Source organism: Micromonospora sp. WMMD1155 (assembly GCF_029581275.1).
Taxonomy (GTDB): domain Bacteria; phylum Actinomycetota; class Actinomycetes; order Mycobacteriales; family Micromonosporaceae; genus Micromonospora.
The window spans coordinates 1,580,245-1,605,212 of record NZ_CP120742.1 but is presented as its reverse complement, the minus strand read 5'-3'; the positions used below and the strand labels follow the sequence as shown (position 1 = coordinate 1,605,212).

The window sequence follows — 24,968 nt, the reverse complement described above, 5'->3', positions numbered from 1 at the left end:
CTCGCCTGGAGAGGCTGGCGACGGTTCACTCTGGAAGACGGTTGAAGGAATTTCCGGTTCGGCGGATGGTCGAAGTTGAAGCTTGTGGAAGAGTTATCACTAGGGATCCTCGTTGTTGCGGCGCTAGTTGCTCTTGTCTTTGCAATGCACCTCGTGGAAATTCGTCGTTCAGCAGTCCGGGTGAGGCGCGCAGATGTAACCCGGGTGTGTCGCCGGGATCATGGTCTCGATCTAGAGCGATCCCTGGACGCGGCAGTTCGTGCAAACTCATATAGAGTTGATCGCAACACGGCGCCCGGAGTGCGATTGGAATCCGCAGTCCGTGTCACACCGGGTGAGTTTGCCGTCGCTGCACCGGAAATAGCTAGCATTCTTCAAGCGGGCAGGGTCGCCTCCATCGACCTGTCCCGCATGGAACTGCACGAGGCGGCCCGGCTGGTGGATTACTGTCGCGGACTGACCGTTATGGCGAATGGTTGGATCTATCAGTTGGCACGTAGTGTGATCGTCATTACGCCCGGATCTTAATTAGGGGTTTTGAATTGCCCGAGAATGGTCATCAGCAAGAACAGTTGCTGGTGTTGAACCATGAAATCCGTCAAACCGAGCATGAGCTGCGGTATGCGCAGAATCGCCGACGTTGGTCGAACTTGTCGATGGCTTTCGGCCCGGCGCTACTCGCTGTTCTATACGCGTTGTACTGGTTGCCTTGGCTAAGCATTTTTGCGAAGAAGGTAATTCTCATACCCGCAGCCATGATTGCCTTGCTGTTTGGGGTGGCTGCGTTTTGGCTCAAGCGCTATCCTGGCGGCCATTTGCTCGACGAGGCGATCAGTCAAGATCAGCGCCACTCGGAGAGTGATCTCGAACTCAAGCTCGCACGCCTGCGTGACGAACGCAAGCTTCTGGTTGCCAATTTAGAGGGGGACCTAAAGGTTCGGCGAGTCGCCTATAAAGAGGATGCCTATTCGGACATTGATCAACTGCGAGGTGAGAGTAGGCGTTATCGGCTGGTCAATAATATGTTTCAAGGTTTCCTGATTATTGGCTCCTTGGCTGCAACTGGGATTGCCGGCATTTCCGACAAGATGACTTGGGATCGCTGGACCATTCTCGGCCTTACTTTCCTTGTTGGTACAGCAAGCGGCTTCATGGGTTATTACAAGTACAAAGAGAGAAGCTTCTACTTGCAGCAGACCGCCGATGCGATCGAAGCGGAGTGGGAAGCCGTCGAGGTTGGGGTCGGAAGATATAAGAGGATTCCTTCCGAAACTGAGCAGCTTGCCGAGTTTGTCGAAGAGGTTCATCGCCTCAAGTCGGAGCAGAAGAAGCGTCAGCAGAATCTTGAACAACCGCCCGAATCGCGCCACCAAGGGGACTAGGTGGTTTGTCCCCTTTGGGAGTGGTTTGTCGACCTACCTTCGGCGAAGGGTAAGGGGTCAGTTGCGGTGCGGAGGTCTGAGCGCCGAAAACGGTTTCCATGCCGCCTTGAGGTCTTTTTCCCGAATCGAAAGGATGCGCCTATTGAACTCGTTGGCGACGTCCTCAGAGGTTGCAATAATTGGAACGGCTGCGACGATCATTTTGAGTTCGCGAGCCTCGCGAAGTGTTCCCCAGTTGGGATCGTACGTGACGTCAAAGTCGTACGATAGTGCCAACGCGCGCTGTGCGCCGGTAGTTCCGAACCGGCGCTCGCTAACTGCAACCGCTGCCAAATCAACCTGCCATGGTCCAACGCATGTAGCGTCGAAGTCGCACATGACTGCCCGGCCAGAAGGCTCTCGTAGAAGATTGCCGACGTGGGCGTCTCCGTGGATGAGTGTCCGCATCTCGCGCTCGCTGAGCGAGGCGATTTCCGGCTCCAGACGGTTGCACCAATCGACAAGGAAGTCATAGTCTGATTTATTGAGCCCGTCGGCGTCGGCAAGTCGACGCCGTGCGTCGCCAATAGGGTCCCAAAGGGGCAGCGGAAATGGAGGTGTGCCGAGGGTATGAAATTCGCGCAGCGCCATGCCAAGGTCCTCGGCTTTCGAAGCAGGTAGATTCCGTGGAATGTATCGCCATAGCGAAGCGGCCAAACCTCGGACTTGGATTGGCTGCTCAATATAAGGCGCCAGCCGGGTCGTGGGGGCGTTGACTTCGGCGAACCAGTTCCCAAGCCGGACGACCTTGGTCACCCGATCCAGTAGCTGATGCGTCCGGGCGATCCGGATGACGAGTCCAGCATCCGGCAGAGCGAAGACGGCGTTATTGGTCATTTGGAGCAACTGGGCGCCCTCGGCAGAGACGCCCAGGGTTGCGGCGATTTCCCGCATCGCTGCCGTCATCGTCTCCTCGGAGAACCGCCCGCTCACGTGGCCATCACAGCCCAGGCGATCACGGTCCGCTTGAACTCGGCCACCTCTGGTAATTCCCGATGCCGAACGAGGTCGCGACGCAGATTGACAACCCGGTCAATAACCCGCTTGGAGCTCATTGTCTGTGCCTGCTCAAGCACGCGGGTCCCGACGGCGAGCGCCTGCTCGGGTTCATCTGACAAGAACAGAGCGCTGCACAATCCGACCTCATTGAGTACGGTGCTGCGCACGTTCGTCGTGCCGAACGCCGCAATGGCATCTCTGCCCCAACGCACCGCCTCGGACGCGTGCTTACGGTCTCGCCGCGCCATGTCCCGGTACACCCGCCCGTACTGAGCGAACAACTCACCCCGGTCGTAGAAGCCCATACCGTCCGGCTCGCGCTCCTTGTCGATGCGCTCGAACTGGTCGCTCGCTTCGCCGAGGGTCCTCACCGCAGTCTGGTGGTCGCCGAGCGCCGCGAGTGAGGCTGCCTCCGCGCCCCAGAGGAGGGCTTTGGCTGCCGGCGTCGAGTGTGAACCGAGCTGTGCGTGCGTAAGTTGCAGCGTCGCGAGTGCATCGCGGTTGTGTCTGAGATGTTGGAGCTGCTTGGCCTGCGCGTACCTAATCAACGCGACCAGCGGCGCGTTGTCAGCAGCCAGCGCGGCGCGTTCCCCGGCGACGAAGTGCCGCTGCGCGTCGTCGTGCCTTCCCGCATCGAGCGCTGTCCAGCCCGCCAGTTGTCGAGCTGTTGCCACCGCTGCGATGAGCGGCGGTGTGAGCCTTGCTGGGTGCCCCCAATCAAGCATCCGGTACACCGACTCAGCGAACCGGGCCACCTCCCCGTACAGCAGACCGCCGCCAGATTCTCGGTCCACCGACCGGTACAGCTCCAGCACTGCGTTCAGCCGTGCGATGTCCGACGTGCCGATTCGCCGGGGCTGGACGAGCTCGTTACCACCAAGTAGGCCCGCCCCAGCAGCAACAGCAGCGATTCCGGCCAACAACGCCCGTCGGCTTTGGGCCGGCCCAGCGTCCTCGCGACGAGTTGAGGGGGTGGTTGTCCGGACCGGTCGGTGAGGCTGTCCGGGAAGGGCGAACCAAAGATATGCGGCGGGTATGGCGAGCAGCTTGGCCCAGTGCGTCAGTCGGTCCAGGTGCACGAGCGGTGGCCCGTTCTCAACCCGACTCAACTGCGCCTGCGTTATCCCCAGCCACCCCGCCACGACGGTCTGCGGCAAGGCGACTCGCCCGTGGTACGGGTGGCACCGGTAGGCCCGGATGACCCGCCCGAGATGCCGCTCAGCGAGGGCCCGTCGCACAGGTTTGTGATCCCAGAAACTCGCCGGCACAACCGGCGGCGCGCTCAATCGGTCCCGTTCGGCGGCCTGGCATGGCGTGCACCGTCCGCTGTCGTTGTCCCGAGCCAGCCGTCCGCCGCATCGGGGGCAGTTCGAGTGGGTCACCGGCGGCTCCGTCCATCCAGCTCCATCGAGCCTATCCATTGAACCCGCTGGGTGGGGGAGCGGTATACGCAGCGCGCATATCTCTGATGCCCGCGCTGTCATCCACCGCCGGGCTGCTGGGCCGCACGGTCGGTGAAAGCCACCGGAAGGAGCACCATGTTGCTGAGCATGTCCCCACGGAGCACGGGGAGGGCACTCGTCTCCGACGAACTCTTCGCCCGGCTGTCCGCCCACGATCACCCCGAGCTGGATCCCGACCTGCCGCCCCGGATCCTGGACCAGGCGCTCGCTTTCCTCGCCGCTTGTGGCGTCACCGCCGCGCCGATCGGTCCGAGCGCCCTGGTAGATATCGGCTGGCACACGTTCATCCTTCACACCCACGACTACGCGGAGTTCTGCCACCGCATCGCCGGCCGCTTCATCCATCACGAACCGGAGCCCACACCCGACGATGACGTGCCGCAACCGATCGGCGCTCCGATCTCGCGGACGGTCGATGCGATCCGAGCGGCCGGCTTCGTTGTCGACGCCTCGCTCTGGGCGGGTGAGGGCGCGGCCGAGTGCACGCAGTGCCATGCCGGGTGCACCGACAGCCCGACCGGATCGAGCGGCTGAACAGCGGTCCCAGACATAGACTGCCTGGGACCGCTCGTCGTTCCTAGTAGTGCTTTGTTAGGTCGGCGTGTCGTGGGGTCATCGGGGCGGTCTGAGTAGTTCGATGTTGCGGTGACTCCTGACGAGCTTTTGGTTGTGCGGCAACGGCTTGAGGCGTTCGCCGTGGATGTGTTCACCCCTTTGGTGCGCTCGGATCAGCGGGCCAAGGGTGAGACGTATCTGCGAGGGCTGTTGCTGGACGGGCGGCGTAAGTCGATGCAGCCGATGGCGGATCGGCTTGGGGTGGATCATCAGGGGCTGCAACAGTTCGTGACGACCTCGACGTGGGACACCGAGGCGGTGCGGATGCGGTTGGCCCGTCGGGCGGTCGAGGTGGTCGCTCCGGTGGTGTGGGTGGTCGACGACACCGGTTTCCCGAAAGACGGCAAGGGCTCGCCGGGCGTGGCCAGGCAGTACTCCGGCACGTTGGGCAAGGTCGCGAACTGCCAGATCGGGGTGAGTGTCCACGCCGTCACTGACGCCGCGTCGTGTCCGCTGGATTGGCGGTTGTTCTTGCCGACGTCGTGGGACGACCAGGCTGTTGACGAGGCTGACCGCCCTGAGGTGATCGCTCGCCGGTCCCGGTGCGGGATACCTGCCGATGAGCATCACCGGCCGAAGTGGTCGATGGTCGTGGAGATGCTCGATGAGCTGGCCGAGCAAAATTTACGCCCGCCGTTGCTGGCAGCCGACGCCGGCTACGGCGATAACAGCCAGTTCCGCGGCGCTTTGGACGAGCGGTCCGTCGACTACATCATGCAGGTCAAAGGCGATGCCCTCGCCCACACATCAGACGTGCAGCCGGTGACGCGGGTGTGGTCCGGGCGGGGTCGCCCACCGACGCGCACCGACCCGCGCTACTCGAAGACTGCGGTCAGCCTGGTCGAGCACATTCGCGCCGCTGGACGAGCGGCCACGGAAACGATCACCTGGCGGGAAGGCTCGAAAGGCACGATGAGCTCCCAGTTCATCTTCCTACGAGTCCGCCCGCCCGGACACCGCGTCGCCCGTGACCCCAACGGGCTCCTGCCGCAGCGGTGGCTGATCGCCCAGTGGCCCGACGACCAGGCCGAACCGGTGAAGTACTGGCTGTCCAGCCTCCCTGCCACCACCAGCCACACCGACCTGATCCGCTACGGCAAGATCCGCTGGCGCATCGAACATGACTACCGCGAACTCAAGACCGGCCTCGGCCTGGACCACTTCGAAGGCCGCTCCTGGATCGGCTGGCACCGCCACGTCACCCTGGCCACCGCCGCGCACCTGTTCATCACCGAACTGCGCCTCGACCCAAAAGCGGATGCGCCGGCCTGACCCTTTATGCGGTCATCCGCGAGCTGCAACGACTCCTCGCGACCTGGACCGGCGCCTGCCTCACCTGCCACCAACCCGTGAAACCCTTACACCGCAACAAACGCCACAGAACCTAACAAAGCACTACTAGGGGCCGCCGCATGTCACGCCGTCGCCATTGGCACGAGCTGCCCGAGTCGGTACGGACGGAAGTCGAGCGGCACACCGGCAGGGTCAATTCGGTCGCGACGATCCCCACCGGGGCCTCGTGCGACGTGGCAGTCACCCTCGACACGGCCAGCGGTCGAGTTTTCTGCAAGGGCGGAATCGCGGCCAGCCCATCCGCATGGCTCTATCGCAACGAGGCTCGCGTCAACCCGTGGCTGCCAAAGGTGGCTCCCCGCCTGCTTTGGAGCGTCGAGCGCGACGGATGGCTGCTCTTGGGCTTCGAGCACGTCGCGGGTCATCACCCCGATCTGGTGCCCGGATCACCCGATCTGCCGCTGCTGGCGGCACTGCTCGCCGAGCTGAGCGGGCAACTCACGCCCTGCCCGCCGCCGGCTGTGCGACCTTTCGCTGGTCGGTGGCATTCCCTCATCGCTTCTGAGCTGGTCCACGGCGACACTCTCCTGCACACCGACATGACGCCCCGGAACTTCCTGGTCCCTCAGCAGGGAGCAGGATCCGCGGCGAGGATCCGACTGGTCGACTGGTCTAGCCCTGCTCAAGGGGCCGCCTGGATCGATATCGCCTTCCTGCTGCTTCGACTTGTTCGCGCTGGCCACACGCCGTCCGCCGCCGAGGCTTGGGCGGTACAGATTCCCGCCTATGCCTCGGCACCCCAGCATGCCGTGACCGGGTTTGCGGATGCTCTGGTGCGGCTTTGGCGACGCAAACAGCTCACCGCGCCTGCGCTCCATCACGGTCCGCTTCTCGACGCAGCCCAGCGATGGGTCGCCTACCGAGGACGCCCGGAGCGGGTCGGCGGCCTGGCAACGTCGAGAGGCAAGGCCTTCAAGACGGTCGAGTCGAGCGCAGCGCCTCGATGACCACACCCCAACGCCCCGGTCCGTTCATCGAGTTCAGCGGCTTGCCGTCCGCCACCACCACTCCGGCAGCGCGCAGCACCTCTAGGTGACTCGCATAGGCGGGATGCGCGGCCAACTCATCCTTGGTGTGCGGGAACGCGATGATCGGCAAGCCCGAGCCCAGTGACTCGTTGAGGACGCCGAGCGCCAGCGTGTCGTTGATGCCCAGCGCCCACTTCGTCACCGTGTTGAACGTGACCGGCGCGGCCACCACCACATCAGCCGGCGGGTGCGGCTCGGGGTCGCCGGGCATGCGCCACTCGACGCGTACCAGATAACCGGTTTTGTTCTGCAACGCCTCCCGGTCGAGCCATGGCGCGGCGGTCGGGCTGACGATCATGCACACCTGCCACCCGTCGGCGATAAGTAGATCGACCAGCTCGTGGATGTGTTCCGCCGGACCCGCGGCGCAGACGACCAGATACAGCACCGGACGTTCCGTCATGCCCGCAGTCTGCCCGACTCGGCCGAAGCTTCGTCGCGCGCATACCGATTGCGCATGCTGCCAACGATCACCGTGACATGCCGTATCGCCTGGTCAACCGCGAGAGTCGGCGCATCGCCCGGGGCGGGTGCTCGCGTCCCCAGGGCTGCGCCGACCCCCATCGGCGCAGCCTCGTCCCCGCCCGCCCCGGCGCCACTGGATTCGCCAACATCCTGGAGCCGCCATGCCCACCCTGACCGCCGCCTGGGCTTCGGTCGACGACCGGGCCGCAGGCGACTTCTGGTGCACACTCGAAGATCGCCGGCCGGGCCTGCTCCCGCACCGGGACGCGCCGCTGTTCTTCACCGCGCTGGGCCGCCTCGTGGTCGGTGGTGACGACCCGGCCAACCGGGCCGCGCTGCTCAGGGTGCTCGGCCGCGCGTACCGTCACTTCGACCTGTTCCCGCACGCCACCACCATCGGCGACGCGCTGCTCGCCACAGTCGCCCGCCACACCCTCCCACTGTGGACGCCGCAGCTCGCGGTCGTCGCCAAACCTGCGGTGCGTCGCGCCACGCACGACCTGCGCCGCGCCGCCAGCCAGGCCGGTGACGGCCGGGCCTGGTGGCACGTCCAGGTGATCGGCCACGACCGGCCGTCGCCCGACATCGCCATCCTGACGGTACGTCCCTGGCGGCGACTGCCCTTCCAGCCAGGTCAGGCCGTGCCGGTCTGCACACCCCGCCTGCCCGGACACTGGCGCTGGCTCTCACCGGCCAACGCCCCACGCGCGGACGGCACCGTCGAGCTGCACGTCCGCGCCGTGCCCGGCGGCACCGTCTCCCACGACCTGGTCCATCGGGTACGCCCCGGCGAGCTGCTCTGGCTCGGCCCACCCGGCGATGCTGGTCTGCGCCTCGACCGGAAGCGTGCCGACGATCTGTTGCTCGTCGCCGGTGGCACCGGCCTGGCCCCACTGCGCGCCCTGGTCGAGCAGGTCGCCGCCGACCGGGCCAGCCGACGGGTGACGCTGGTCGTCGGCGCGCGCACGTTCACTGACCTGTACGACGCGATCGCCCTCGACAAGCTGCAATGCGCCCACGACTGGCTGACCATCGTGCCGGCCTTCTCCGACGACCCCTGCGCGGAGCCGCCCGAGCAGGGCGACGCCCTGACCATCGCCCTCCGCCATTACGAGCCGGGCCAGGAGATCTACCTGTGCGGACCGCCCGCGATGCTGGCCGGCGCGCGGCCACGGCTGCTCGCGCTCGGCATCCCCGCCGCCCGCATCCACGTGGCCGGGAGCTTCGCTCGGTGACGGCTGTCTCCCGCGGCCGAAAAGGCACCTGCTATCCGCACCACGCCAATCCAGCGGCCGCCGTCATTCCAGCGACGCGGTGCGGAGAATGCCGTTGAGGCCCTCCTCGAACAGCAGGTCGTCGTCCCATCGGGCACCGTCGAGGTGGCCCGAGGCGTGGAGAGTCGGGTAGGCGTCGGCGTTCGCGGCGACATGGGCGCGGGCTGCGGATCTCGCGTCCGGGTCCGAGGTCTGGTGCCACGTGGCTTCGGTGAGCGCAGCGCCGATGACGTAGTTGGCGAGCATTCGCGTGGCCACCGCCAGTTGGAGTCCGGAGCAGCCGCCGCGCACCAGTGCCGATTGCAGGAACTCGGTACGGGCCAGGACGTTCGGTCCGACCATCGGGCGTCCGATCAGCCTCGGTGCCCAGGGGTGGCCCAGCATGGCGGCGCGCCAGCCTCGGACGAGGACGCGGATGTCCTCAAGCCAGTCGTCGCTTATGGCCGGAATCGGTACGCCGCCGAAGATCCGGTCGACGGCCAGGTCCAGGACGTCGTCCTTCGTCCGCACATGCCAGTACAACGCCGTCGCCGTCACGTCGAGGTGTTGGGCGAGGCTGCGCATCGTCAGCCCTTCGATGCTGTGCTCGTCCAGCACGGTCACCGCTGTGCCCACGATGCGGTCGAGGGTGAGCGGCGGTTTGCGTCGTGGTCGCGAGGGCTCCGCACGTAGCCAGATGGGCGGTGAGCTCATGAGAGCCAACTCTAAGCCAGTGGACAGGCAACTTAACATCGGTAAGGTAATGGAAGGAGAAAAAGTTTGCCTTTGTCGGTCGGCGAGGAGAGCAGCTCATGCCTCTGCTGCGAGTCCACCTCGACAGCGACCGGAGCACGTCCCGTCGCGTCCTGCAACTGCACCAGGAGGGCAAGATCCATCATGAGTCGCGGGAAGCCGCTCGGGAGCAGGCGTGGCGTCGGGGCCACACCCCAGCCGGTGACCCGATCTTCGTCGGCATCACGAACGGCCGCCGTGACGTGCAACTGCTCTACGACGTCGAGGTCTACTCCGACACGGTCCCGTGAGCGCTGCCGAGCCGGCTCGCACTCGCCGTTCAAGGGTGCGGTCAGGTGTTCGTGTCGCCGAACTCGCGTACCTCGTCGACGTCCAGCGTGATCCGACCGTTCTCGGTCCACTGCCCGGTGGCGGCGAGCCAGCTCGGGTCGTCGCGCTCGTCGATGGTGCTCCAACTGTGCCGGTGATGCCGTAGCTGGATCGGCCCGGTCGACTGGCCCGGCGCGAGCGTCCCACCGGTGAAGGTCAGCTCCACCCAACCCGGGACGGGCGTGCCCGGCGGGGGGTACGGCGGGGCCGGCGTCGACATCGCGGACGGCGGCCCGCCCGGTGGGACGAAGAACTGCACGGTCTGCTGGATCCGGGCGCAGCCCAGCGCCGCCCAGTCACAGTTCGGCACCAGCGAGGTGTTGCCGCCCTCGAAGCGCAGGTGGTATCGCACTCGCACGGTGCTCAGGTCGAGCGGCCCGGTGCCGGTGTTGGTGACCCGCAAGAGGTACTGGATCTGGTTGTTCGTCGGGGACCAGTCGAGATTGAGGTAGCTGACCGTCGCGCGACCGCTGGCCGTGCGCACTGTGGTGGCGGCCGAGGAGTCGGAGTAGCCGCCGAGCGCGCGGGCGGCAACCGCGATCCGGTACGTCGTGCCGGGCGCCAGGTCCGTCAGCGTGATCGTGGTGTCCTCGGTGGTGCCGAGCCAGCGGTACGTGTTGGGGCCCAGTGGCACCTGCACCTCGTAGTTGATGGGCTGCCCGGTGCCCTGCCCGTCGACCCAGGCGGACGGCGTCCAGGTGAGCGTGAGCTGGTGCGGTTCGTTGACCACCACCGTCGGGCTGCCGGGGGTGCTGATCGCCGGGCCGTCGTCGGCATGGGCGACGTTGACGGCGAGCAGGCTCGCCAGCGCGGCGACGGCTACGACGGCGATGACGCGACGAGCTGACATGAGGCGAATGCTAGGGCCGCGCTCGCGAAACTGATAGTTAACAGTCAATATGTGGGCTCGGGTTCACGCTGCCCGTCCGCTACGCGACGTAGTCGGTTTGGGGATAACCCCTGGTCGGGTGGCTACCTACCGTCAACCCGTCGATTGCGAACGGCCTTGATGTCGGCGGTACGACATCTGCTGACCGGGCCTCAGACGGGAGAAACATATGCGTACTCGGAAACAAGCCCGCGCCGTCCTACTCGTGCTGGCTCTCGTCGCGGTCGCTGCGGTGGTCGCCCCGGCGAGCCCGGCGTCCGCCGCGGTCCCCGGCCTGGTGCGGGTGGCCGCGACGAGCGTCAGCGACTCGGCCGACTTCCACAGCGCCACGGCGACCTGCCCGGTCGGCAAGGTGCTCACCGGCACCGGCTACGAGTTGAACGGCGTCACCGGTGAGGGCGTCGTCGACGACCTGCGCCCCAACGGCGGCCCGGCCACCGCGCCGACAGCGGTCACCGTCGGCGCGTACGAGACGGAGGCTTTCGCCGGGAACTGGTCCGTGACGGCGTACGCGATCTGCGCCAACCCGGTGCCCGGTCTGGTGCGGGTCTCCACGGTCGGCACGAGCAGCTCGGCCGACTACCACTCCACCAGCGCGACCTGCCCGGCCGGGAAGGTGCTGACCGGCACGGGCTACGAGTTGAACGGCGTCACCGGCGAAGGGGTCGTCGACGACTTCCGCCCCAACGGAGGCGTCGCCGCCGCGCCGACAGCGGTCACCGTCGGCGCGTACGAGTCGGACGCGACGACCCTCAACTGGTCGGTGACCGCGTACGCCATCTGTGCCAACCCGCTCCTCGGCCTGGTCCGGGCGTCCACGGTGGGGGCCAGCAACTCGCTCGACTTCCGCAGCGTCACGGCCACCTGCCCCGTCGGGAAGGTGCTGACCGGCGGCGGCTACGAGCTGAACGGGGTGACCGGCGAGGGCATCGTGGACGACTTCCGCCCCAACGGTGGCCCGGCGACCGCGCCGACATCGGTTGCCTCCGGCGCGTACGAGGAGGACGCGTTCGCCGGGAACTGGTCCGACACGGCGTACGCCATCTGCGCCACGGCCTGACGACGCGCGTCACGTGTGGCCGTCCCGCCACCGGACGGCCACCACGCTGCAGGTGTTAATCCGGGGCCCGCACGGTCGCGTGTTGGTAGGTCGTCCAGGCCGATCTGGCCATGGAGCAGTTCGACCGCGCGGGCATCCGAAACGAGGTAGCGACGCCACGCCTGCATCACCGCGTGCGAATAGCCAGGCGGCACACGAATGGCGTCCAAGTCTCGCTGCGGCGCCCAGCCAACTGCATCCATGATCTCCGCCCGGGTTGGCGTGGTTCGGCACCAGCGGGCCGACGAAACATCGAGCCAACCAGCGTGCTCCGCCTGGCGTACCGCGAGCGACCACGACGTGCGGTAGCGGGCAGTGAGAAGGATCAGATCTTCTCGAGACATCGGGCGGCTGAGGACGTCAGCGAACGCCGCCACCGGGAGGAGTAACTCGGCGGCAAAGGCGTTGATCAAACTTTCCCGGTCGGCGCGGGAGACGTGTACGGCCAGATCGCTGGAATATTCGTCGCCCAACACCATGTGGCCCAGCTCGTGGGCGGCGGTTGCTCGCCGCCGGCCAGGGTCTCCCTCGACGCTGACGACCGACACCGCCAGGTAGCCGTCCACCATTGATGCGCTCTCGCCCGGAAGATCGCTGATCAGGACGTACTGGCCGCTGCGCTCACAGAAATCCATCAGAGTGTCGATCGGCTCTGTGCCAATGCCCCGCACGTCACGCAGCCAGCGCGCCGCAGTGCGGGCGTCCTCGTCGGAGGTGATGGTCCCTTGGTAACGGACCGGGGAGATGAGAGTGAGCGTGCCGATGTCAAGGAGTTGACGGACGTCCCTGAGCCACGAGGCGAGCGCGATCTCCAGGCGTTGAGAGCGTCTCGCCGCGTCTGTGTCGGTGTCCTCGGCGATGACCTCCGAGCGGTGCGAGATCACCGCTGGTCGACGATGAAGCAGGTGATCGATGGGTACGTCGAGCGCGGCTGCGAGCCGGATCAGCTCCAGCGCGTCCACGCGTCGAACGCCTGACTCGATCTTTGCGATCATCGTGCGATCGAGGCCGAGCTGTGCACCCAGCTCGGCCTGAGAAAGGCCAGCCCCCAGCCGCGTCTGGCGTACCTGCTCGCCGACTGTCGCCCAGTCGCCGGTTTCGGTCATGGTGCGAAAATCGCACGCCCTCCTGCCCTACGTCTCGACCAGAGCGAATCGGCGTTACGAATTCGATGGTTGGTTGCTGCTCGTCGATACCCCGACATGGCGGTACGGGGCAGTCGACGGGAGCACCCAGCCATAGCGTTCGGGTCATGAAGACAAGGACTGAACACCATCCGGTGACCGTGCGGGTCGACCGGTGGCGGGCGGGGCTCCCACCGGACGCGTGGCCCGACCTGCTCCCGGCGAGCGGCGAGATCCGGCGGCGGGACGTCTTCGCTGTCGCCGACGCCCACCAGGCTGGCGAGGCGAGTCCACGGCAACTGCTGACCGCCGTCCTGGCCTGGGCTTACGGGCCCATCGGGTACGGCCCGTGGCGCGCCACGAGGTCGCTCGACGCCGATCCGGACGGCAAGCGCCTGGCGTACGCGCTGGAAGAGGCACCCGACGAGGCTCGGTTGCGGTCGGCGTACCACCGCTTCCTCGACCGCGATCAGGCGCGGCTGCCGTGGTTGGGGCCGGGCCTGTTCACGAAGGTGCTCTACTTCGCCGGTTATCGGCGCGGGGTGGGTGGGGTGCAGCCGCTGATCCTGGACCGCGTCGTGGCCGGCGGGCTGCCCGCCGAGGCCGGCGTCGTGCGCCGCAACGGGTGGTCGTCCGAGGAGTGGCTGGCCTACCTGCGGTGGGCGGCCGAGCAGGCCCAGGTCAGAGGGGTCGAGCCGGACGCGGTGGAGCTGGCGCTACCGCGTGGCGCGCAGGCGTAGACGGTGGTTGGGCGAATAACCCGCCCGGCTTGTCAGACGGTTCCAGTACCGTCTGGAAACCATGGACGCGCGGCGCGGCGACGCGATCATCGGCCGGGATCACCCCGTGGGTCTGCTGCGCGCCGAGATGGACCGGGCGACGACCAGTCATGGCGGTCTCGTCCTGGTCACCGGTGAGCCGGGCATCGGCAAGACGACACTCGTCACGGCGGCGGCGCGGGAGGCTCGGCAGCGCGGCGCGCTGGTGCTCGGCGCGGCCTGCTGGGATTCGGACAGCGCCCCCGGCTACTGGCCGTGGGTGCAGGTGCTGCGTGGTCTGCGGCGCTCCGCCGACGACTGGGAGGTGGCCCGCCCCACCGCTGAGCCGGCCCTCGCGGCTCTGCTCGGCGAGGCCGACCCCATCGGCGAGCAGGCCGGCCGCGCCGCCAGTTGGGCCGGCGTCGACACCGGCGCGGACGCCGCCGACCGGGAGGCGTTCGCGCTGTTCGACGCGGTGACCGCCGCACTGGTCGCGGTCTCCCAGCACCGGCCGGTCGTGGTGGTCCTCGACGATCTGCACTGGGCCGACCCGGCGTCGCTGCGGCTGCTGAGCTTCGCCGCCCAGCACACCTGGTTCGAGCGGTTACTGCTGATCGGCACCTACCGGGACGCCGAGGTCGAGTCGGGCGAGCACCCGCTGCGCCCCCTGCTCATGCCGCTCGTCGCGAAGGCCACCGGCATCACCCTCACCGGCCTCTCCCGCGACGAGGTGGCGGCGTTGATGACACGGACCGCCGGGCGGCAACCCGATGCCGGTCTCGTCGACGAGGTGCACCGCCGCACCGGCGGCAACCCGTTCTTCATCGAGCAGACCGCGCGGTTGTGGCACGCCGACGACGCGGCCGGGACCATCGCCCCCGGCGTACGGGAGGCGGTAAGCCGCCGCCTGGCCCAACTACCCCCGACCGTGGTCGAGGCGCTCACCGTCGCCGCCGTACTCGGTCGGGAACTTCACCGTCAGGTGCTGGCGGCCTGCGTGGCGGCCCCGGTGGCGCAGGTCGACAGACTGCTCGACCGGGCGGTGATCGCTCGGCTGATGGTCGCCCGAGGTGGCGGCCGGTTCGCCTTCGCCCACGACCTGGTCCGCGAGACCCTCTACGACGGGCTGTCCGACGACGACCGGCAGGCCCGGCACGGCGCTGTCGTCCGAGCGGTCGACCACCTCCAGGAGCTCAGCGACCGGTTGGTCCCCGCCGACCTGGCCCGGCACGCCTACCTGGCCGGGCCCGTGCTCGACCGGGCCCGGGTGGCGACGCTGCTGGTCGCCGCCGGGCGGGACGCGTTCACCCGGCTGGCGACCGACGAGGCGGCGGTGCACTTCCGTCGGGCCCTGGACGTGGTCGAGGACCCGGCGCAGCGCGTACGGATCCTGGTGGAGTTCGGTGAGGCGCAATACCACCACTCCGGTCGGGACGAGGCCACCCGACTGCTCACCGAGGCGGGGGCGTTGGCCCGCACACTCGACGATCCGGTGCTGCTGGCCCGGGTCGCCCTCATCGTCAACCGCGCCCGACAGGTGGAGACCGCCCGGTCGGCTGAGGCGGCGGGGCTGGTCCGGGAGGCGTACCGGCGGTTGATCGGCGAACCGGACGCCGACGCGTCGGTCGGCACGCTGGTCGCCGACCTGATCACCGCCACCGAGACGATCGCCCGTCGTGGGCAGGACGACGAGGCGCTCACCTTCAGCCTGTGGGCCCGCCACGACACCACCTGGGGCCTGGGCACCGCGACGGCCCGCGCTGCGCTGACCGCCGAGATCCGCGATGTGGCCCGCCGCACCGGCGACCGGGAGACCGAGCTGTGGGCCACCTCGCTGCGCTGGGTGGCGTTGTTGGAGTTGGGCGACCCGCGCTTCAACGACGAGTTCACCACGTTCGTCGGCGCGGACCGGGAGGCCGATCTCCCCAGGCACCGGATGGCGGCATCAGTCGACAGCGGGATCATCGCCGCCTTCCGGGGCGACTTCGCCGAGGCCGACGAGCGGTTCGCCGACCTCACCGACATCGCGGACCCGAGTCACGCCGAGTTCGGGTTCATGGGTCATCACCTGCGCTGGTCGCGGCTGCTGTTGCAGGGCCGGTGCGCCGAGGCCGAGATCCTGCTGGACGGGCTGGCCCCGATCGACTACCCCTACCAGGAGTTGCTGCGGGCGATCACCGCCGCCGAGCGTGGCGACGGCGAGACGGCGATCCGGTTGACCGCGGGCATCGAGGCCGCCGACATCCGGTACCCGCGTCCGGTGTCGCCGCTCTGGCTGCGGTTACGGGCACAGGTCGCCGCGGCGTCCGCCGACCCGCGGCGCTGCGACGACGCCCGGTCCGCGCTCGCCCCGCACCGAGGCGAGTGGATGGTCGGGCTGTTCGGCTGCGACATCAGCGGCCCCGTCGACCACTGGCTGGCCCTGATCGACCTGGCCCAGGAGCGGTGGGGCGACGCCGTCGCCGGGTTCACCGCCGCCCGTGAATCCGCCGACCGGCTGGGTGCCCGACCCTGGTCGCTGCTCGCCCGCGCCGGGCTGGGGAGGGCCCTGGCCGGCCGGGGTCACCCGGGCGACGCCGCGACGGCCGCCGCGCTGCACGCGACCACCGTGCAGGAGGCGACAGCGCTCGGGATGACGCAGGTGCTCCACCGGCTCGCCGCGCCCACAGGGGCCGTGACGGGCGCCGTCGAGCCGGGCCACGCCGTCGAGCCGGGCCACGCCGTCGAGCCGGGCCACGCCGTCGAGCCGGGCCACGGCGTCGCGGCGATCGAGGCCGTCGGGCTGGTCGAGAACGCCGGGCCGGTCCAGGTCGCGCCGGTCATCGAGGGGTACGAGTTTCGGCGCGACGGGCCGGTCTGGCAACTCGCGTACGCGGGTGTGGTGGTGCACCTGCCCGACGCCAAGGGCCTGCACGACCTGCATCTGCTGCTGAGTCGACCGGGCAGTGACGTACCCGCCGTGGAGTTGCTCGATCCGGCCGCCGGGCCGGAGTTGGTCGCGGCCCGGCGACTGGGTGCCGACCCGGTCCTCGACGACGAGGCGAAGGCCCGCTACCGGCGGCACCTGGCCCGACTCGACGAGGAGATCGACCGGGCCGCCGCCCGTGAGGACGACCGGAAGGTGGCCACACTGGACGCCGAGCGAAGTGCGTTGCTCGACGAGTTGCGGGCGGCGGCGGGGCTGGCCGGGCGGAGCCGTCGGTTGGGCGACGAGGCCGAGCGGGCCCGCAAGACGGTGACCGCCCGCATCCGGGACACGCTGCGCAAGCTCGACGAGCGGCACCCGGCCCTCGCCGGCCATCTGCGCGACTCCGTCTCGACCGGCAGCACCTGCCGCTATCTGCCGCCCGAGCCGCTGCGCTGGCGGCTCTGACACCACGACGGGCGCCGCCACGGCCGTGGCGGCGCCCGACGCTCTGACAATCGTCAGCGGCGGTTGTACCGGTACATGGTCAGGGTGCCGAAGACGAGCAGGAAGCCGGCGCTCCACACCAGCAACCACATGGTGGCCGACGGGTCCGAATCGCCGCTCATCGCCCCACGGATCGCGGCGACCAACTGCGTCACCGGGTTGACCTTCACGAACGCCTGGAGCCAGCCGGGCATGGTGCTCGGGTCGACGAAGACGTTGCTGAGGAACGTCAGCGGGAACAGCACCATCATGCTGACCCCCATCACCGACTTCTCGCTGCGCAGGATCAGCCCGAAGAACGTCCACACCCAGGAGAACGCGAACGAGAAGACCACCAGCAGGCCGATCCCGGCGGCCACGCCGACCACCCCGCCCTGCGGGCGGAAACCGAGCACCAGCCCCAGGCCCAGGATCACCAGCGCGGCGAGGACGTAGCGCAGCACGTCGCCGAAGATCATGCCGACCAGTGCGGACGGACGCCAGACGGGCAGCGTCCGGAACCGGTCGAAGATGCCCTTCTCGATGTCGGTGTTGAGGCCGATGCCGGTGTACATGGTGATCATGACGACGCTGGTCACCATGATGCCGGGTAGGAAGAACTGCAGGTATTCGCGCGGGCTGCCGGCGAGTGCCCCACCGAACAGGTACGTGAACATCAGCACCATGATGATCGGGAACGCGGTCACGTCGAAGAGCTGCTCCGGCACGTGCTTGATCTTCAGCATGGCGCGCCAGCCGAAGGTGAGCGACGCGCTCAGCGCGCTGGGCCGGGGCGGTCGGGCATTGGGCGCGAGCACCGTCGCCAGCGCCTCGGCGGACGGGACGTAGACGGACGGGGCCCGTTCGGTGGTGGTGGTCGTGGTGTCGCTCATCGGGCTGCCTCCAGCTCGTCGTCGCGCTCGTCGGCCGGCACGGCGGGGTGATCGGTCAGGGCCAGGAAGACCTCGTCGAGGCTCGGCTGGCCCAGGGAGAAGTTGTCCACGACGATGCCGGCGCGGGCCAGGTCGCTCAGCACCCGGGCGGCCTGGGCGCTGGCGTCGAGGTCGGTGCCGGCCTCGCCGACGCGGGCGGTCAACGCCACCGGGTCGGCGGCGAGCTGCACCGGCACACCGAGCGCCTCCCGGAGCACCCGCTCCGCCTCGGGACGCTGGCCGGGATCGCGCAGTCGAAGGTGGACCGTGCCGGAGCCGATCGACGACTTCAACTCACCCGGGGTGCCCTCCGCGATCACCCGGCCGTGGTCGACGACCGCGATCCGTCCGGCGAGTTGGTCGGCCTCGTCCAGGTACTGGGTGGTCAGCAGCACCGTCGTGCCGTGGGACACCACCGCCCGGACGATCTCCCACACCTGGTTGCGGCTGCGCGGGTCGAGACCGGTCGTCGGCTCGTCGAGGAACAGCAGGTCGGGGGTGTTGAGGATGCTCGCGGCGATGTCGATGCGCCGCCGCATCCCACCCGAGTACTTCTTCACCTGGCGGTCGCTCGCCTCGGTCAGACCGAACGCGGCGAGCAGGGCCGCCGCGCGCTCCCGGGCGGCCGGCTTGCGCAGACCGAGCAGGCGGGCGAGGAGCACCAGGTTCTCCGTGCCGGTCAGGTCCTCGTCGACCGAGGCGTACTGGCCGGTGAGGCTGACCCGGGAGCGGACCTTGTCGGCCTCGGTGACCACGTCGTGGCCGAACACCCGGGCCGAACCGCCGTCGGGGCGCAGCAACGTCGCGAGCACCCGGACAGCTGTGGTCTTGCCCGCCCCGTTGGGCCCGAGCAGGCCGTAGACGGTGCCGGCCGGCACCTGCAGGTCGATCCCGGCCAGCGCCCGGGTGTCCCCGAACGAGCGGGTCAACCCCTCGGCCTCGATGGCCGGCCCGGTGGTGCGTCTATTCATGATCCTTACCTTTCGTCGGACGTGTTCAGGAGACGTAGGGCCGAGCCGCCCGGCCGTCGCGCAGGGCCAGACCCCACCAGCGGAGCTGGTCGATCAGGACGCCGGCGTCGCGGCGCAGCTCGTCGGTGCACTGCGGGGTCGGTTCCCCGGCGAGCAGGTCGATCCCGACGACGTCGCGCACCGTCATGGCGTGCAGCGCGGTGAAGACGGTGCGCAACTGGTCGACGGCGTGCCGGCCGGTGGACCGGCAGCCGTACGACACGAAGCCGACCGGTTTCGCCTGCCACTCGTCGTACGCGTAGTCGATCGCTTGTTTCAAGGGTGCCGGAAAACTGTGGTTGTACTCGGGCGTGACCACGACGAACGCGTCCGCCCGGCCCACCTCGTCGACGAACGCCCGGATGGACGCGGTCGGCTCGGCGGGGTAGCTGGCCGGGAAGTCGTAGTCGGTCAGGTCAACGACCGTCACCGTCAGGTCGTCGTGCCGCGTGACCTGGTCGACGAACCAGCCGGCGACCCGGTCGCCGGCCCGCCCCTCCCGGGTGCTGCCGACGATCACGGCGATCCGTAACTGTGTCATCGCCACCCCCTTCCACCGAGAGGGCGCGAGGTGACGGACGGCCGTCCGCTAGATCCGATCTAGCGGCGCGTTTCGGGGTGGGATGTCACACGGGTCGGCTTGACTGGTGCCGACGGACAGGGGACGGGGAATGGCGCAGGTACGTATCGAACCGTGGCACGAGGACGACCTCGACCTGCTGCGGCAGCTCAACTCGCCGGACACCCGCAAGCACACCGGCGGCCCGGAGACCGATGAGCAGGTGCTCGCCCGGCACGACCGGTACGTGCACTTCTCCGGCACCGAGCAGGGCTGCATGTTCACGCTGGTGCTGCCGGGCGGCGCGCGGGCGGGCAGCGTCGGCTACTGGGCCCGCGAGTGGCGCGAGCATCAGGTGTACGAGCTGGGCTGGGCGGTGCTGCCCGCGTACCGGGGGAAGGGGCTGGCCACGGCGGCGGTGCGCGCGGTCGTCGACGTCGCTCGCGCCCGGCGGGACCGGCGCTACGCCCACGCCTACCCCTCGGTCGACAATCCCGCCTCGAACGCGGTCTGCCGCAAGGCCGGTTTCACGTTGCTCGGCGAGACCGATTTCGAGTACCCGCCGGGGCGGATGATGCGCGTCAACGACTGGCGGCTCGACCTGACCGCCCCGCCGACCTGAAGCTGAGGTCGGCGGGGCGGCCGGTGACGGTCACCAGGTGGTGTCGAGGCGGTGTCGCTGCTCGGCGGTCAGCTCCAGGTCCACCGCCGCCAGGCTCTCTTCCAGTTGCGCCAGGGAGGAGGCGCCCACCAGCGGAATGGACGGCAGCTCGCCGCCGAGCAACCAGGCGAGCACCACCTGGTTGACGGTCGCACCGCACTGCCCGGCCACGTCCCGCAGCGCCTCCAGCCGCCGGGGCGCGCTCGGCAGGTCGTACGCCGAGCTGAGCGGCTTGTCGGGCCGGGTGTAGGCGCCCTTGAGTAGCGGCGAGTACGCCACCAGGGTCAGCTCGGGCTCGGCCCGCAGGTAGCTCAGCAGGTCACCATTGACACCGCCCGGCTCGCCGTCCGGGTCCAGGTCACTCGCCAGGTCCGTGCGGTTGGGCAGGTAGCTGCGGTGGTACTGGAGCACCTCGTACCCCGGTAGGCCGGCGGCGGCGGCCAACGCGCGGGCCCGTTCCACCCGCCAGGCCCGGTGGTTGCTCGCGCCGAGCAGGCCCACAGTGCCCTCGGCGACCAGTTCGGCGAAGCCCTCCACGGTCTCCTGAAGCGGCACCGTGCGGTCCTCGATGTGCGCGTAGAGCAGGTCCAGCCGTTCCACGCCGAGCCGGTCCCGGCTGCGCTCCGCGGACTCGCGGATCACCGTGGCGGACAGGCCCTCGGCGTTGTCCAGGTAACTGGTCCCCGGAGCCAACGGTCGGGCGCCCAGCTTCGTGGCGATGACGATCTCGGCGCCGACGCCCCGGCTGCGCCGCCACCGGCCCAGCAGCTCCTCGCTCTGCCCGCCCTGCCCGCCGTCCACCCAGAACGCGTAGTTGTCGGACGTGTCGATGAACGTGCCGCCGGCCTCGACGTACCGGTCGAGGATCGCGTACGAGGTGGCCTCGTCGGTGGCGCTGCCGAAGAGCATCGCGCCGAGGCTGAGGACGCTGACCTCGCGTCGGGTCGCCGGGTCGGTGCCGATCGTGCGGTACCGCATGGGGATCTCCTCTCGCGCGCCCTACCGGTGGGCGCACCGACCACCCTGCAGGCTGGAGCGCGCTCCAGGTCAAGCTCACCAGGGGAGTACGCCGTATCCACCGCCGGCGTCCATCTGGAAGCCCCAGAGCAGCCCGTTCGGCCCGTCGGCCGGCAGGGTCGCGAGGTGCACGCTCACCTCGGCGCCCTGCTCGGCGGTACGGAAGCCGCTGTTGCCGTTCAGGTCGGTGGCGCAGTAGCCCGGGTTCGCCGCGTTCACCTTGATCGGGGTGTCCCGCAGCTCCTTGGCGTACATCGCGGTGAGCATGTTCAGCGCCGCTTTCGACGACGGGTACGGCACCGAGGTCAGCTCGAACAGCGCTCCGTCCGGGTCGGTCATCACGGTGATCGAGCCGACCTCGCTGGAGACGTTGACGATCCGTGCCGCCGGTGCCCGGCGGAGCAGCGGCAGCAGCGCGTTGGTCACCGCCACCACTCCGAAGACGTTGGTCTCGTACAGCCGACGCAGTGTCGCCACCGTCGTCTCGCTGGGCAGCCCCCGCGCACCGTCGGCGAGGACGATGCCCGCGTTGTTGACGAGTACGTCGAGTCGGCCGTGTTCCTCCTCCACCAGCTTCGTGACCGCTGTCACCGAATCGGCGTCGGTCACGTCGAGCGGCACGAACCGCGCGTCCGCGCCGCCGTCGCGCAGCTCCCGCTCCGCTGCGCGGCCCCGGTCGGCGTCCCGCGCGCCGACCAGCACCGTCATCCCCAGACCGCCGAGCCGGCGGGCGGTTGCCAGGCCGATTCCCTTGTTGGCCCCGGTGACCAGGGCGATCATGTTCGTCATGCCGTCGAGCCTGTATCGGCGGGCGGCCCGCCAGGAGAGACGGGCGGAGGCTGGGACCGGCGGTACCACCCTCGCGGGCGCCCGCCGGGGGCATGCTGGACGGCATGACGAGCAGCCTGCGCCGTGCCGAACTGGCGGCGTTCCTGCGCACCCGTCGGGCCCGGCTGCGTCCGGCCGAGGTCGGGCTTCCCGAGGGTGGGCGCCGACGTACCCCCGGGCTACGCCGACAGGAGGTCGCCCAACTCGCCGGGATGTCGATCGACTACTACATCCGGCTGGAGCAGGGCCGGGGGCCACATCCGTCCCGGCAGGTGCTCGCGTCGATGGCCCGGGCGCTGCTGCTGAGCCGCGACGAGCGCGAGTACCTGTTCCGGCTCGCGGGGGAGAACCCCCCGCCGACCCGTGGGCCGAGCCGGGAGGTGCCGTCGGGCCTGCGGCACCTGCTCGACGCGATGACCGAGACCCCGGCGTACCTCGTCGACGCCGCGTACCACGTGCTGGCCTGGAACCGTCTGGCCACGTACTTCGTCGGGGATCTCGCGACAGTGCCCGACGCGGACCGGAACATGATTCGCTGGACGTTCCGGCAGCCGGCGACCGGCGGCCGTTGGAACGACGCCGAAACACTGCGGTTCGTCCGCGGCACGGTCGCGGACCTGCGGGCCGCCTACGGCCGCTACCCGGCCGATCCGGCGATCCGTGAGCTGGTCACCGAGCTGCTCGGCACGTCATCGCGGTTCGCCCAGCTCTGGGCCGAGCACGACGTGGCCGAACGTCGGCCCATCGTGAAGCGGGTGCCGCACCCCGAGCTGGGGCCGTTGGAGTTCGAGTGCCGGGTGCTGCACGTGCAGGAGACCGACCAGCGGATGATCGTCTACGTCCCCGAGCCCGGCTCGGCGACCCAGGCGGCGTTTCGCCGGATCGCGGAGCGCGTCGACCTCTGAACTCCGCCGTCGGAGGCCGGAACTGCCGCGAGCGATATACCTCAGAGTCATATTTATGACTCTGAGGTATATCGCTCGTTGGGGCATGACCCGCCGGGTGGCGGGCCCGGGTCAGTCGGGCAGGTAGGCGAAGGTGTCCGGGTTCGGGCCCTGCCGCCCGGCCTCGCCCTGGTTCAGCCCGGTGATCCGCTCCATCGCGGCGTCGTCCAGCTCGAAGTCGAAGATCTTGGTGTTCTCCTCGATCCGCTTCGGGGTGGTCGACTTCGGGAAGATGATGTCGCCGCGCTGCACGTGCCAGCGCAGCACCACCTGCGCCGGGGTCCGGCCGAGCTGCTCGGCCAGGTCGACCACCGTCGGGTCGTCGAGCACCTTGCCCTGCGCGATCGGCGACCAGGCCTCGGTGAGGATGTTGTGCGCGCGACCGTAGGCGCGGACCTCGTCGTTCGTGAAGTACGGGTGCGCCTCGATCTGGTTCACCGCCGGCACGACGTTCGCCTCGTCGGCGAGCCGCTCCAGGTGCGGGCCCTGGAAGTTCGACACGCCGATCGAGCGGGCCCGGCCGTCGCGCTGGAACTCCTCGAGCGTCTTCCACGTCGAGACGTAGTCGCCGTCGTAGAGGGTCGGCAGCGGCCAGTGGATGAGGAACAGGTCGATGTAGTCCATCTTCAGCGCCGCGAGCGTCGAGTCGAACGCCCGGCGGGCGTCGTCGGGGCGGTGGAAGGCGTTGCTCAGCTTGCTGGTCACGTAGACCGCGCCCCGGTCGAGGCCGGACATGCGTACCGCCTCGCCGACCTCGGCCTCGTTGCCGTACATCTCGGCGGTGTCGATGTGCCGGTAGCCCGCCTCCAGGGCGGTGGTCACCGCGGCGGCGGTGTCCTTCGGCTCGATCTGGAACACCCCGAAGCCGAGCTGCGGAATGGTGGTGCCGTCGTTCAGGCTGATGTCGGGAATGGTGTTGGCCACCACGGCTCCTTCGCGTCATCGTCGTTGCCTGTCATCCATACCCGGGTGGCCTGTCGAATCACCGCCCAACGCGAGGTGACGAGCGCAACGTCGGAAGGGTTCACCCGGTCGTGTCGAAGAGCACCGGCCAGGGTCGTGCGGCCGGCGCCGACGTCCCGGCCGACGCGGGCGGCGCGGGCTCGGCGTCGGCCGGCACCTCGGCGGCGAGCTGCCCGAACATCGATGCCGCCGGGTGCGCCGACCGGTCCGGCCAGGCCGCCGAGGTGCGCTTCGCCAGCGGCGCGTCGACGATCGGCCGCCAGGCGATCCGGGGCTCGCGGCGCGCCACCGCCGCCGGTTCCACGGCCACCCCGCCCCCGGCCAGCACCAGGCCGAACAGGAACTCCGGGTTGCGGGCCGGGCGTACCCGGGCCGGTCGCCAACCGTGCTCTCGGCACACCGCCAGCAGGTGGTCGTGCCAGCCGGGCGCGGTGGCCCGGGGCGCGGCCACCAGGTCGAGACCGGCCAGCGACGCCAGCGTCACCTCCCGGTCGCGGGCCAGCGGCGAGGTGCGCGGCAGCAACACCCCCAGGGGTACGTCGACAGGTGCGCCGAAGCGCAGCCCGTCCGCCGCCACCGGGTGGTGCACGAGCCCCACGTCCAGGGTGCGCTCGGCGAGCATGCGGACCTGCTCGGCGGTGGTCAGCTCGTGCAACTCCACGTCCAGGCCGGGTGCCCGGGTGGTGAGCCCGTCCAGTAGCGCCCGCAGCGTCACGGCGGGTGTCTCCGGCGGCACCCCGGCCCGCAGTACGCCCAGCTCACCGGCGCGGACCTGCCCCATCAGGTTGCGCAGCCGACCCTCACCGGCGAGCAACTCCTCCGCCTCGCCGAGCAGCAGCTCACCGGCTGTGGTGAGGCGTACCTGGCGACGGGACCTGTCGAACAGCTCGACGGTCAGCTCTCGTTCCAGGCGCTGGATCGACTGGCTCAGGGGCGGCTGGGCCATCCCGAGCTGCTCGGCGGCCCGCCCGAAGTGCAACTCGTGTGCGACGACCACGAAGTGCCGCAGGTGCCGGAGCAGGTCCACGGCCGCGACCCTACGCCAGCCCCGACGTCGGGCCGCTGGATAGCGTG

General features: G+C 69.2%; 23 protein-coding genes. 10 read left to right on the top strand and 13 right to left on the bottom strand.

What is annotated here, in order from left to right:
- Window positions 1-542: 542 nt before the first annotated feature.
- Window positions 543-1,382 carry an SLATT domain-containing protein gene (locus O7617_RS07060; RefSeq protein WP_282262318.1) on the top strand — a complete coding sequence of 280 codons (840 nt, stop codon included), beginning with the start codon at window positions 543-545 and terminating at the stop codon, window positions 1,380-1,382.
- 57 nt (window positions 1,383-1,439) lie between these two features.
- Here the strand turns inward: O7617_RS07060 and O7617_RS07055 are convergent, their stop codons facing one another.
- Both O7617_RS07055 and O7617_RS07050 read right to left on the bottom strand, forming a co-directional pair.
- Window positions 1,440-2,327: an aminoglycoside phosphotransferase family protein gene (locus O7617_RS07055; protein ID WP_282264662.1), complete on the bottom strand. Its 888-nt coding sequence runs from the start codon at window positions 2,325-2,327 to the stop codon at window positions 1,440-1,442.
- A gap of 23 nt (window positions 2,328-2,350) precedes the next feature.
- The gene (locus tag O7617_RS07050; RefSeq protein ID WP_282262316.1) at window positions 2,351-3,235 is read right to left on the bottom strand and encodes a hypothetical protein; all 885 of its coding nucleotides are present in this window, start codon (window positions 3,233-3,235) and stop codon (window positions 2,351-2,353) included.
- A gap of 735 nt (window positions 3,236-3,970) precedes the next feature.
- Between O7617_RS07050 and O7617_RS07045 the strand changes: the two genes are divergently transcribed.
- From O7617_RS07045 to O7617_RS07035, 3 genes are all read left to right on the top strand, one after another.
- Window positions 3,971-4,417 carry a hypothetical protein gene (locus O7617_RS07045; RefSeq protein ID WP_282262315.1) on the top strand — a complete coding sequence of 149 codons (447 nt, stop codon included), beginning with the start codon at window positions 3,971-3,973 and terminating at the stop codon, window positions 4,415-4,417.
- 111 nt (window positions 4,418-4,528) lie between these two features.
- On the top strand, window positions 4,529-5,770 hold the full coding sequence (locus O7617_RS07040) for an IS701 family transposase (protein ID WP_282260691.1): 1,242 nt from the start codon (window positions 4,529-4,531) through the stop codon (window positions 5,768-5,770).
- Between the two features lie 140 nt (window positions 5,771-5,910).
- Window positions 5,911-6,798, top strand: coding sequence for a hypothetical protein (locus O7617_RS07035; RefSeq protein WP_282262314.1), 888 nt, complete (start codon window positions 5,911-5,913; stop codon window positions 6,796-6,798).
- On the opposite strand, the gene O7617_RS07030 is transcribed toward O7617_RS07035, so the two are convergent.
- Window positions 6,764-7,282: a flavoprotein gene (locus O7617_RS07030; RefSeq protein WP_282262312.1), complete on the bottom strand. Its 519-nt coding sequence runs from the start codon at window positions 7,280-7,282 to the stop codon at window positions 6,764-6,766. The genes O7617_RS07035 and O7617_RS07030 overlap by 35 nt on opposite strands.
- Before the next feature lie 223 nt (window positions 7,283-7,505).
- Between O7617_RS07030 and O7617_RS07025 the strand changes: the two genes are divergently transcribed.
- The gene (locus O7617_RS07025; protein WP_282262311.1) at window positions 7,506-8,579 is read left to right on the top strand and encodes an FAD-binding oxidoreductase; all 1,074 of its coding nucleotides are present in this window, start codon (window positions 7,506-7,508) and stop codon (window positions 8,577-8,579) included.
- Window positions 8,580-8,642: 63 nt separating this feature from the next.
- Here the strand turns inward: O7617_RS07025 and O7617_RS07020 are convergent, their stop codons facing one another.
- A complete protein-coding gene (locus O7617_RS07020; protein WP_282262310.1) occupies window positions 8,643-9,311 on the bottom strand; it encodes a TetR/AcrR family transcriptional regulator C-terminal domain-containing protein in 669 nt (222 codons plus the stop codon).
- Between the two features lie 98 nt (window positions 9,312-9,409).
- Here O7617_RS07020 and O7617_RS07015 point away from each other — a divergent pair, with 98 nt between their 5' ends.
- Window positions 9,410-9,640 carry a hypothetical protein gene (locus tag O7617_RS07015; RefSeq protein WP_282262309.1) on the top strand — a complete coding sequence of 77 codons (231 nt, stop codon included), beginning with the start codon at window positions 9,410-9,412 and terminating at the stop codon, window positions 9,638-9,640.
- 41 nt (window positions 9,641-9,681) lie between these two features.
- On the opposite strand, the gene O7617_RS07010 is transcribed toward O7617_RS07015, so the two are convergent.
- Window positions 9,682-10,569, bottom strand: a complete 888-nt coding sequence (locus O7617_RS07010; protein ID WP_282262308.1) for a cellulose binding domain-containing protein — start codon at window positions 10,567-10,569, stop codon at window positions 9,682-9,684.
- 936 nt (window positions 10,570-11,505) lie between these two features.
- Complete coding sequence (locus O7617_RS07005) at window positions 11,506-12,813, bottom strand: helix-turn-helix domain-containing protein (RefSeq protein WP_282262306.1); 1,308 nt, start codon at window positions 12,811-12,813, stop codon at window positions 11,506-11,508.
- 146 nt (window positions 12,814-12,959) lie between these two features.
- Here O7617_RS07005 and O7617_RS07000 point away from each other — a divergent pair, with 146 nt between their 5' ends.
- Together O7617_RS07000 and O7617_RS06995 are read left to right on the top strand one after the other, a co-directional pair.
- Window positions 12,960-13,571, top strand: coding sequence for a hypothetical protein (locus O7617_RS07000; RefSeq protein WP_282262305.1), 612 nt, complete (start codon window positions 12,960-12,962; stop codon window positions 13,569-13,571).
- A 61-nt stretch (window positions 13,572-13,632) separates the two neighbouring features.
- Window positions 13,633-16,962 (top strand): AAA family ATPase, encoded by a 3,330-nt coding sequence (locus tag O7617_RS06995; protein ID WP_282262302.1) that lies wholly within the window; start codon window positions 13,633-13,635, stop codon window positions 16,960-16,962.
- A gap of 53 nt (window positions 16,963-17,015) precedes the next feature.
- Here the strand turns inward: O7617_RS06995 and O7617_RS06990 are convergent, their stop codons facing one another.
- From O7617_RS06990 to O7617_RS06980, 3 genes are read right to left on the bottom strand one after another with little or no spacing between them, the layout of a single operon-like run.
- Window positions 17,016-17,873: an ABC transporter permease gene (locus O7617_RS06990; RefSeq protein ID WP_282262301.1), complete on the bottom strand. Its 858-nt coding sequence runs from the start codon at window positions 17,871-17,873 to the stop codon at window positions 17,016-17,018.
- On the bottom strand, window positions 17,870-18,883 hold the full coding sequence (locus O7617_RS06985; protein ID WP_282262300.1) for an ATP-binding cassette domain-containing protein: 1,014 nt from the start codon (window positions 18,881-18,883) through the stop codon (window positions 17,870-17,872). The genes O7617_RS06990 and O7617_RS06985 overlap by 4 nt, the downstream gene beginning before the upstream one ends.
- A gap of 25 nt (window positions 18,884-18,908) precedes the next feature.
- Window positions 18,909-19,463 carry an NAD(P)H-dependent oxidoreductase gene (locus O7617_RS06980; protein ID WP_282262299.1) on the bottom strand — a complete coding sequence of 185 codons (555 nt, stop codon included), beginning with the start codon at window positions 19,461-19,463 and terminating at the stop codon, window positions 18,909-18,911.
- A 130-nt stretch (window positions 19,464-19,593) separates the two neighbouring features.
- On the opposite strand from O7617_RS06980, the gene O7617_RS06975 reads away from it, so the two are divergent.
- Entirely contained in the window at window positions 19,594-20,103 is a 510-nt protein-coding gene (locus tag O7617_RS06975; protein ID WP_282262298.1) for a GNAT family N-acetyltransferase, read from the top strand.
- Between the two features lie 30 nt (window positions 20,104-20,133).
- Here the strand turns inward: O7617_RS06975 and O7617_RS06970 are convergent, their stop codons facing one another.
- Together O7617_RS06970 and O7617_RS06965 are read right to left on the bottom strand one after the other, a co-directional pair.
- Window positions 20,134-21,120 (bottom strand): aldo/keto reductase, encoded by a 987-nt coding sequence (locus O7617_RS06970; RefSeq protein WP_282262297.1) that lies wholly within the window; start codon window positions 21,118-21,120, stop codon window positions 20,134-20,136.
- A 75-nt stretch (window positions 21,121-21,195) separates the two neighbouring features.
- On the bottom strand, window positions 21,196-21,948 hold the full coding sequence (locus O7617_RS06965; RefSeq protein WP_282262295.1) for an SDR family oxidoreductase: 753 nt from the start codon (window positions 21,946-21,948) through the stop codon (window positions 21,196-21,198).
- 104 nt (window positions 21,949-22,052) lie between these two features.
- Between O7617_RS06965 and O7617_RS06960 the strand changes: the two genes are divergently transcribed.
- On the top strand, window positions 22,053-22,892 hold the full coding sequence (locus O7617_RS06960; protein WP_282262294.1) for a helix-turn-helix transcriptional regulator: 840 nt from the start codon (window positions 22,053-22,055) through the stop codon (window positions 22,890-22,892).
- Between the two features lie 111 nt (window positions 22,893-23,003).
- Here O7617_RS06960 and O7617_RS06955 read toward each other — a convergent pair whose 3' ends face one another.
- Window positions 23,004-23,858, bottom strand: a complete 855-nt coding sequence (locus tag O7617_RS06955) for an aldo/keto reductase (RefSeq protein WP_282262292.1) — start codon at window positions 23,856-23,858, stop codon at window positions 23,004-23,006.
- A gap of 97 nt (window positions 23,859-23,955) precedes the next feature.
- Complete coding sequence (locus O7617_RS06950) at window positions 23,956-24,921, bottom strand: LysR family transcriptional regulator (RefSeq protein WP_282262291.1); 966 nt, start codon at window positions 24,919-24,921, stop codon at window positions 23,956-23,958.
- Between the last annotated feature and the right edge of the window lie 47 nt (window positions 24,922-24,968).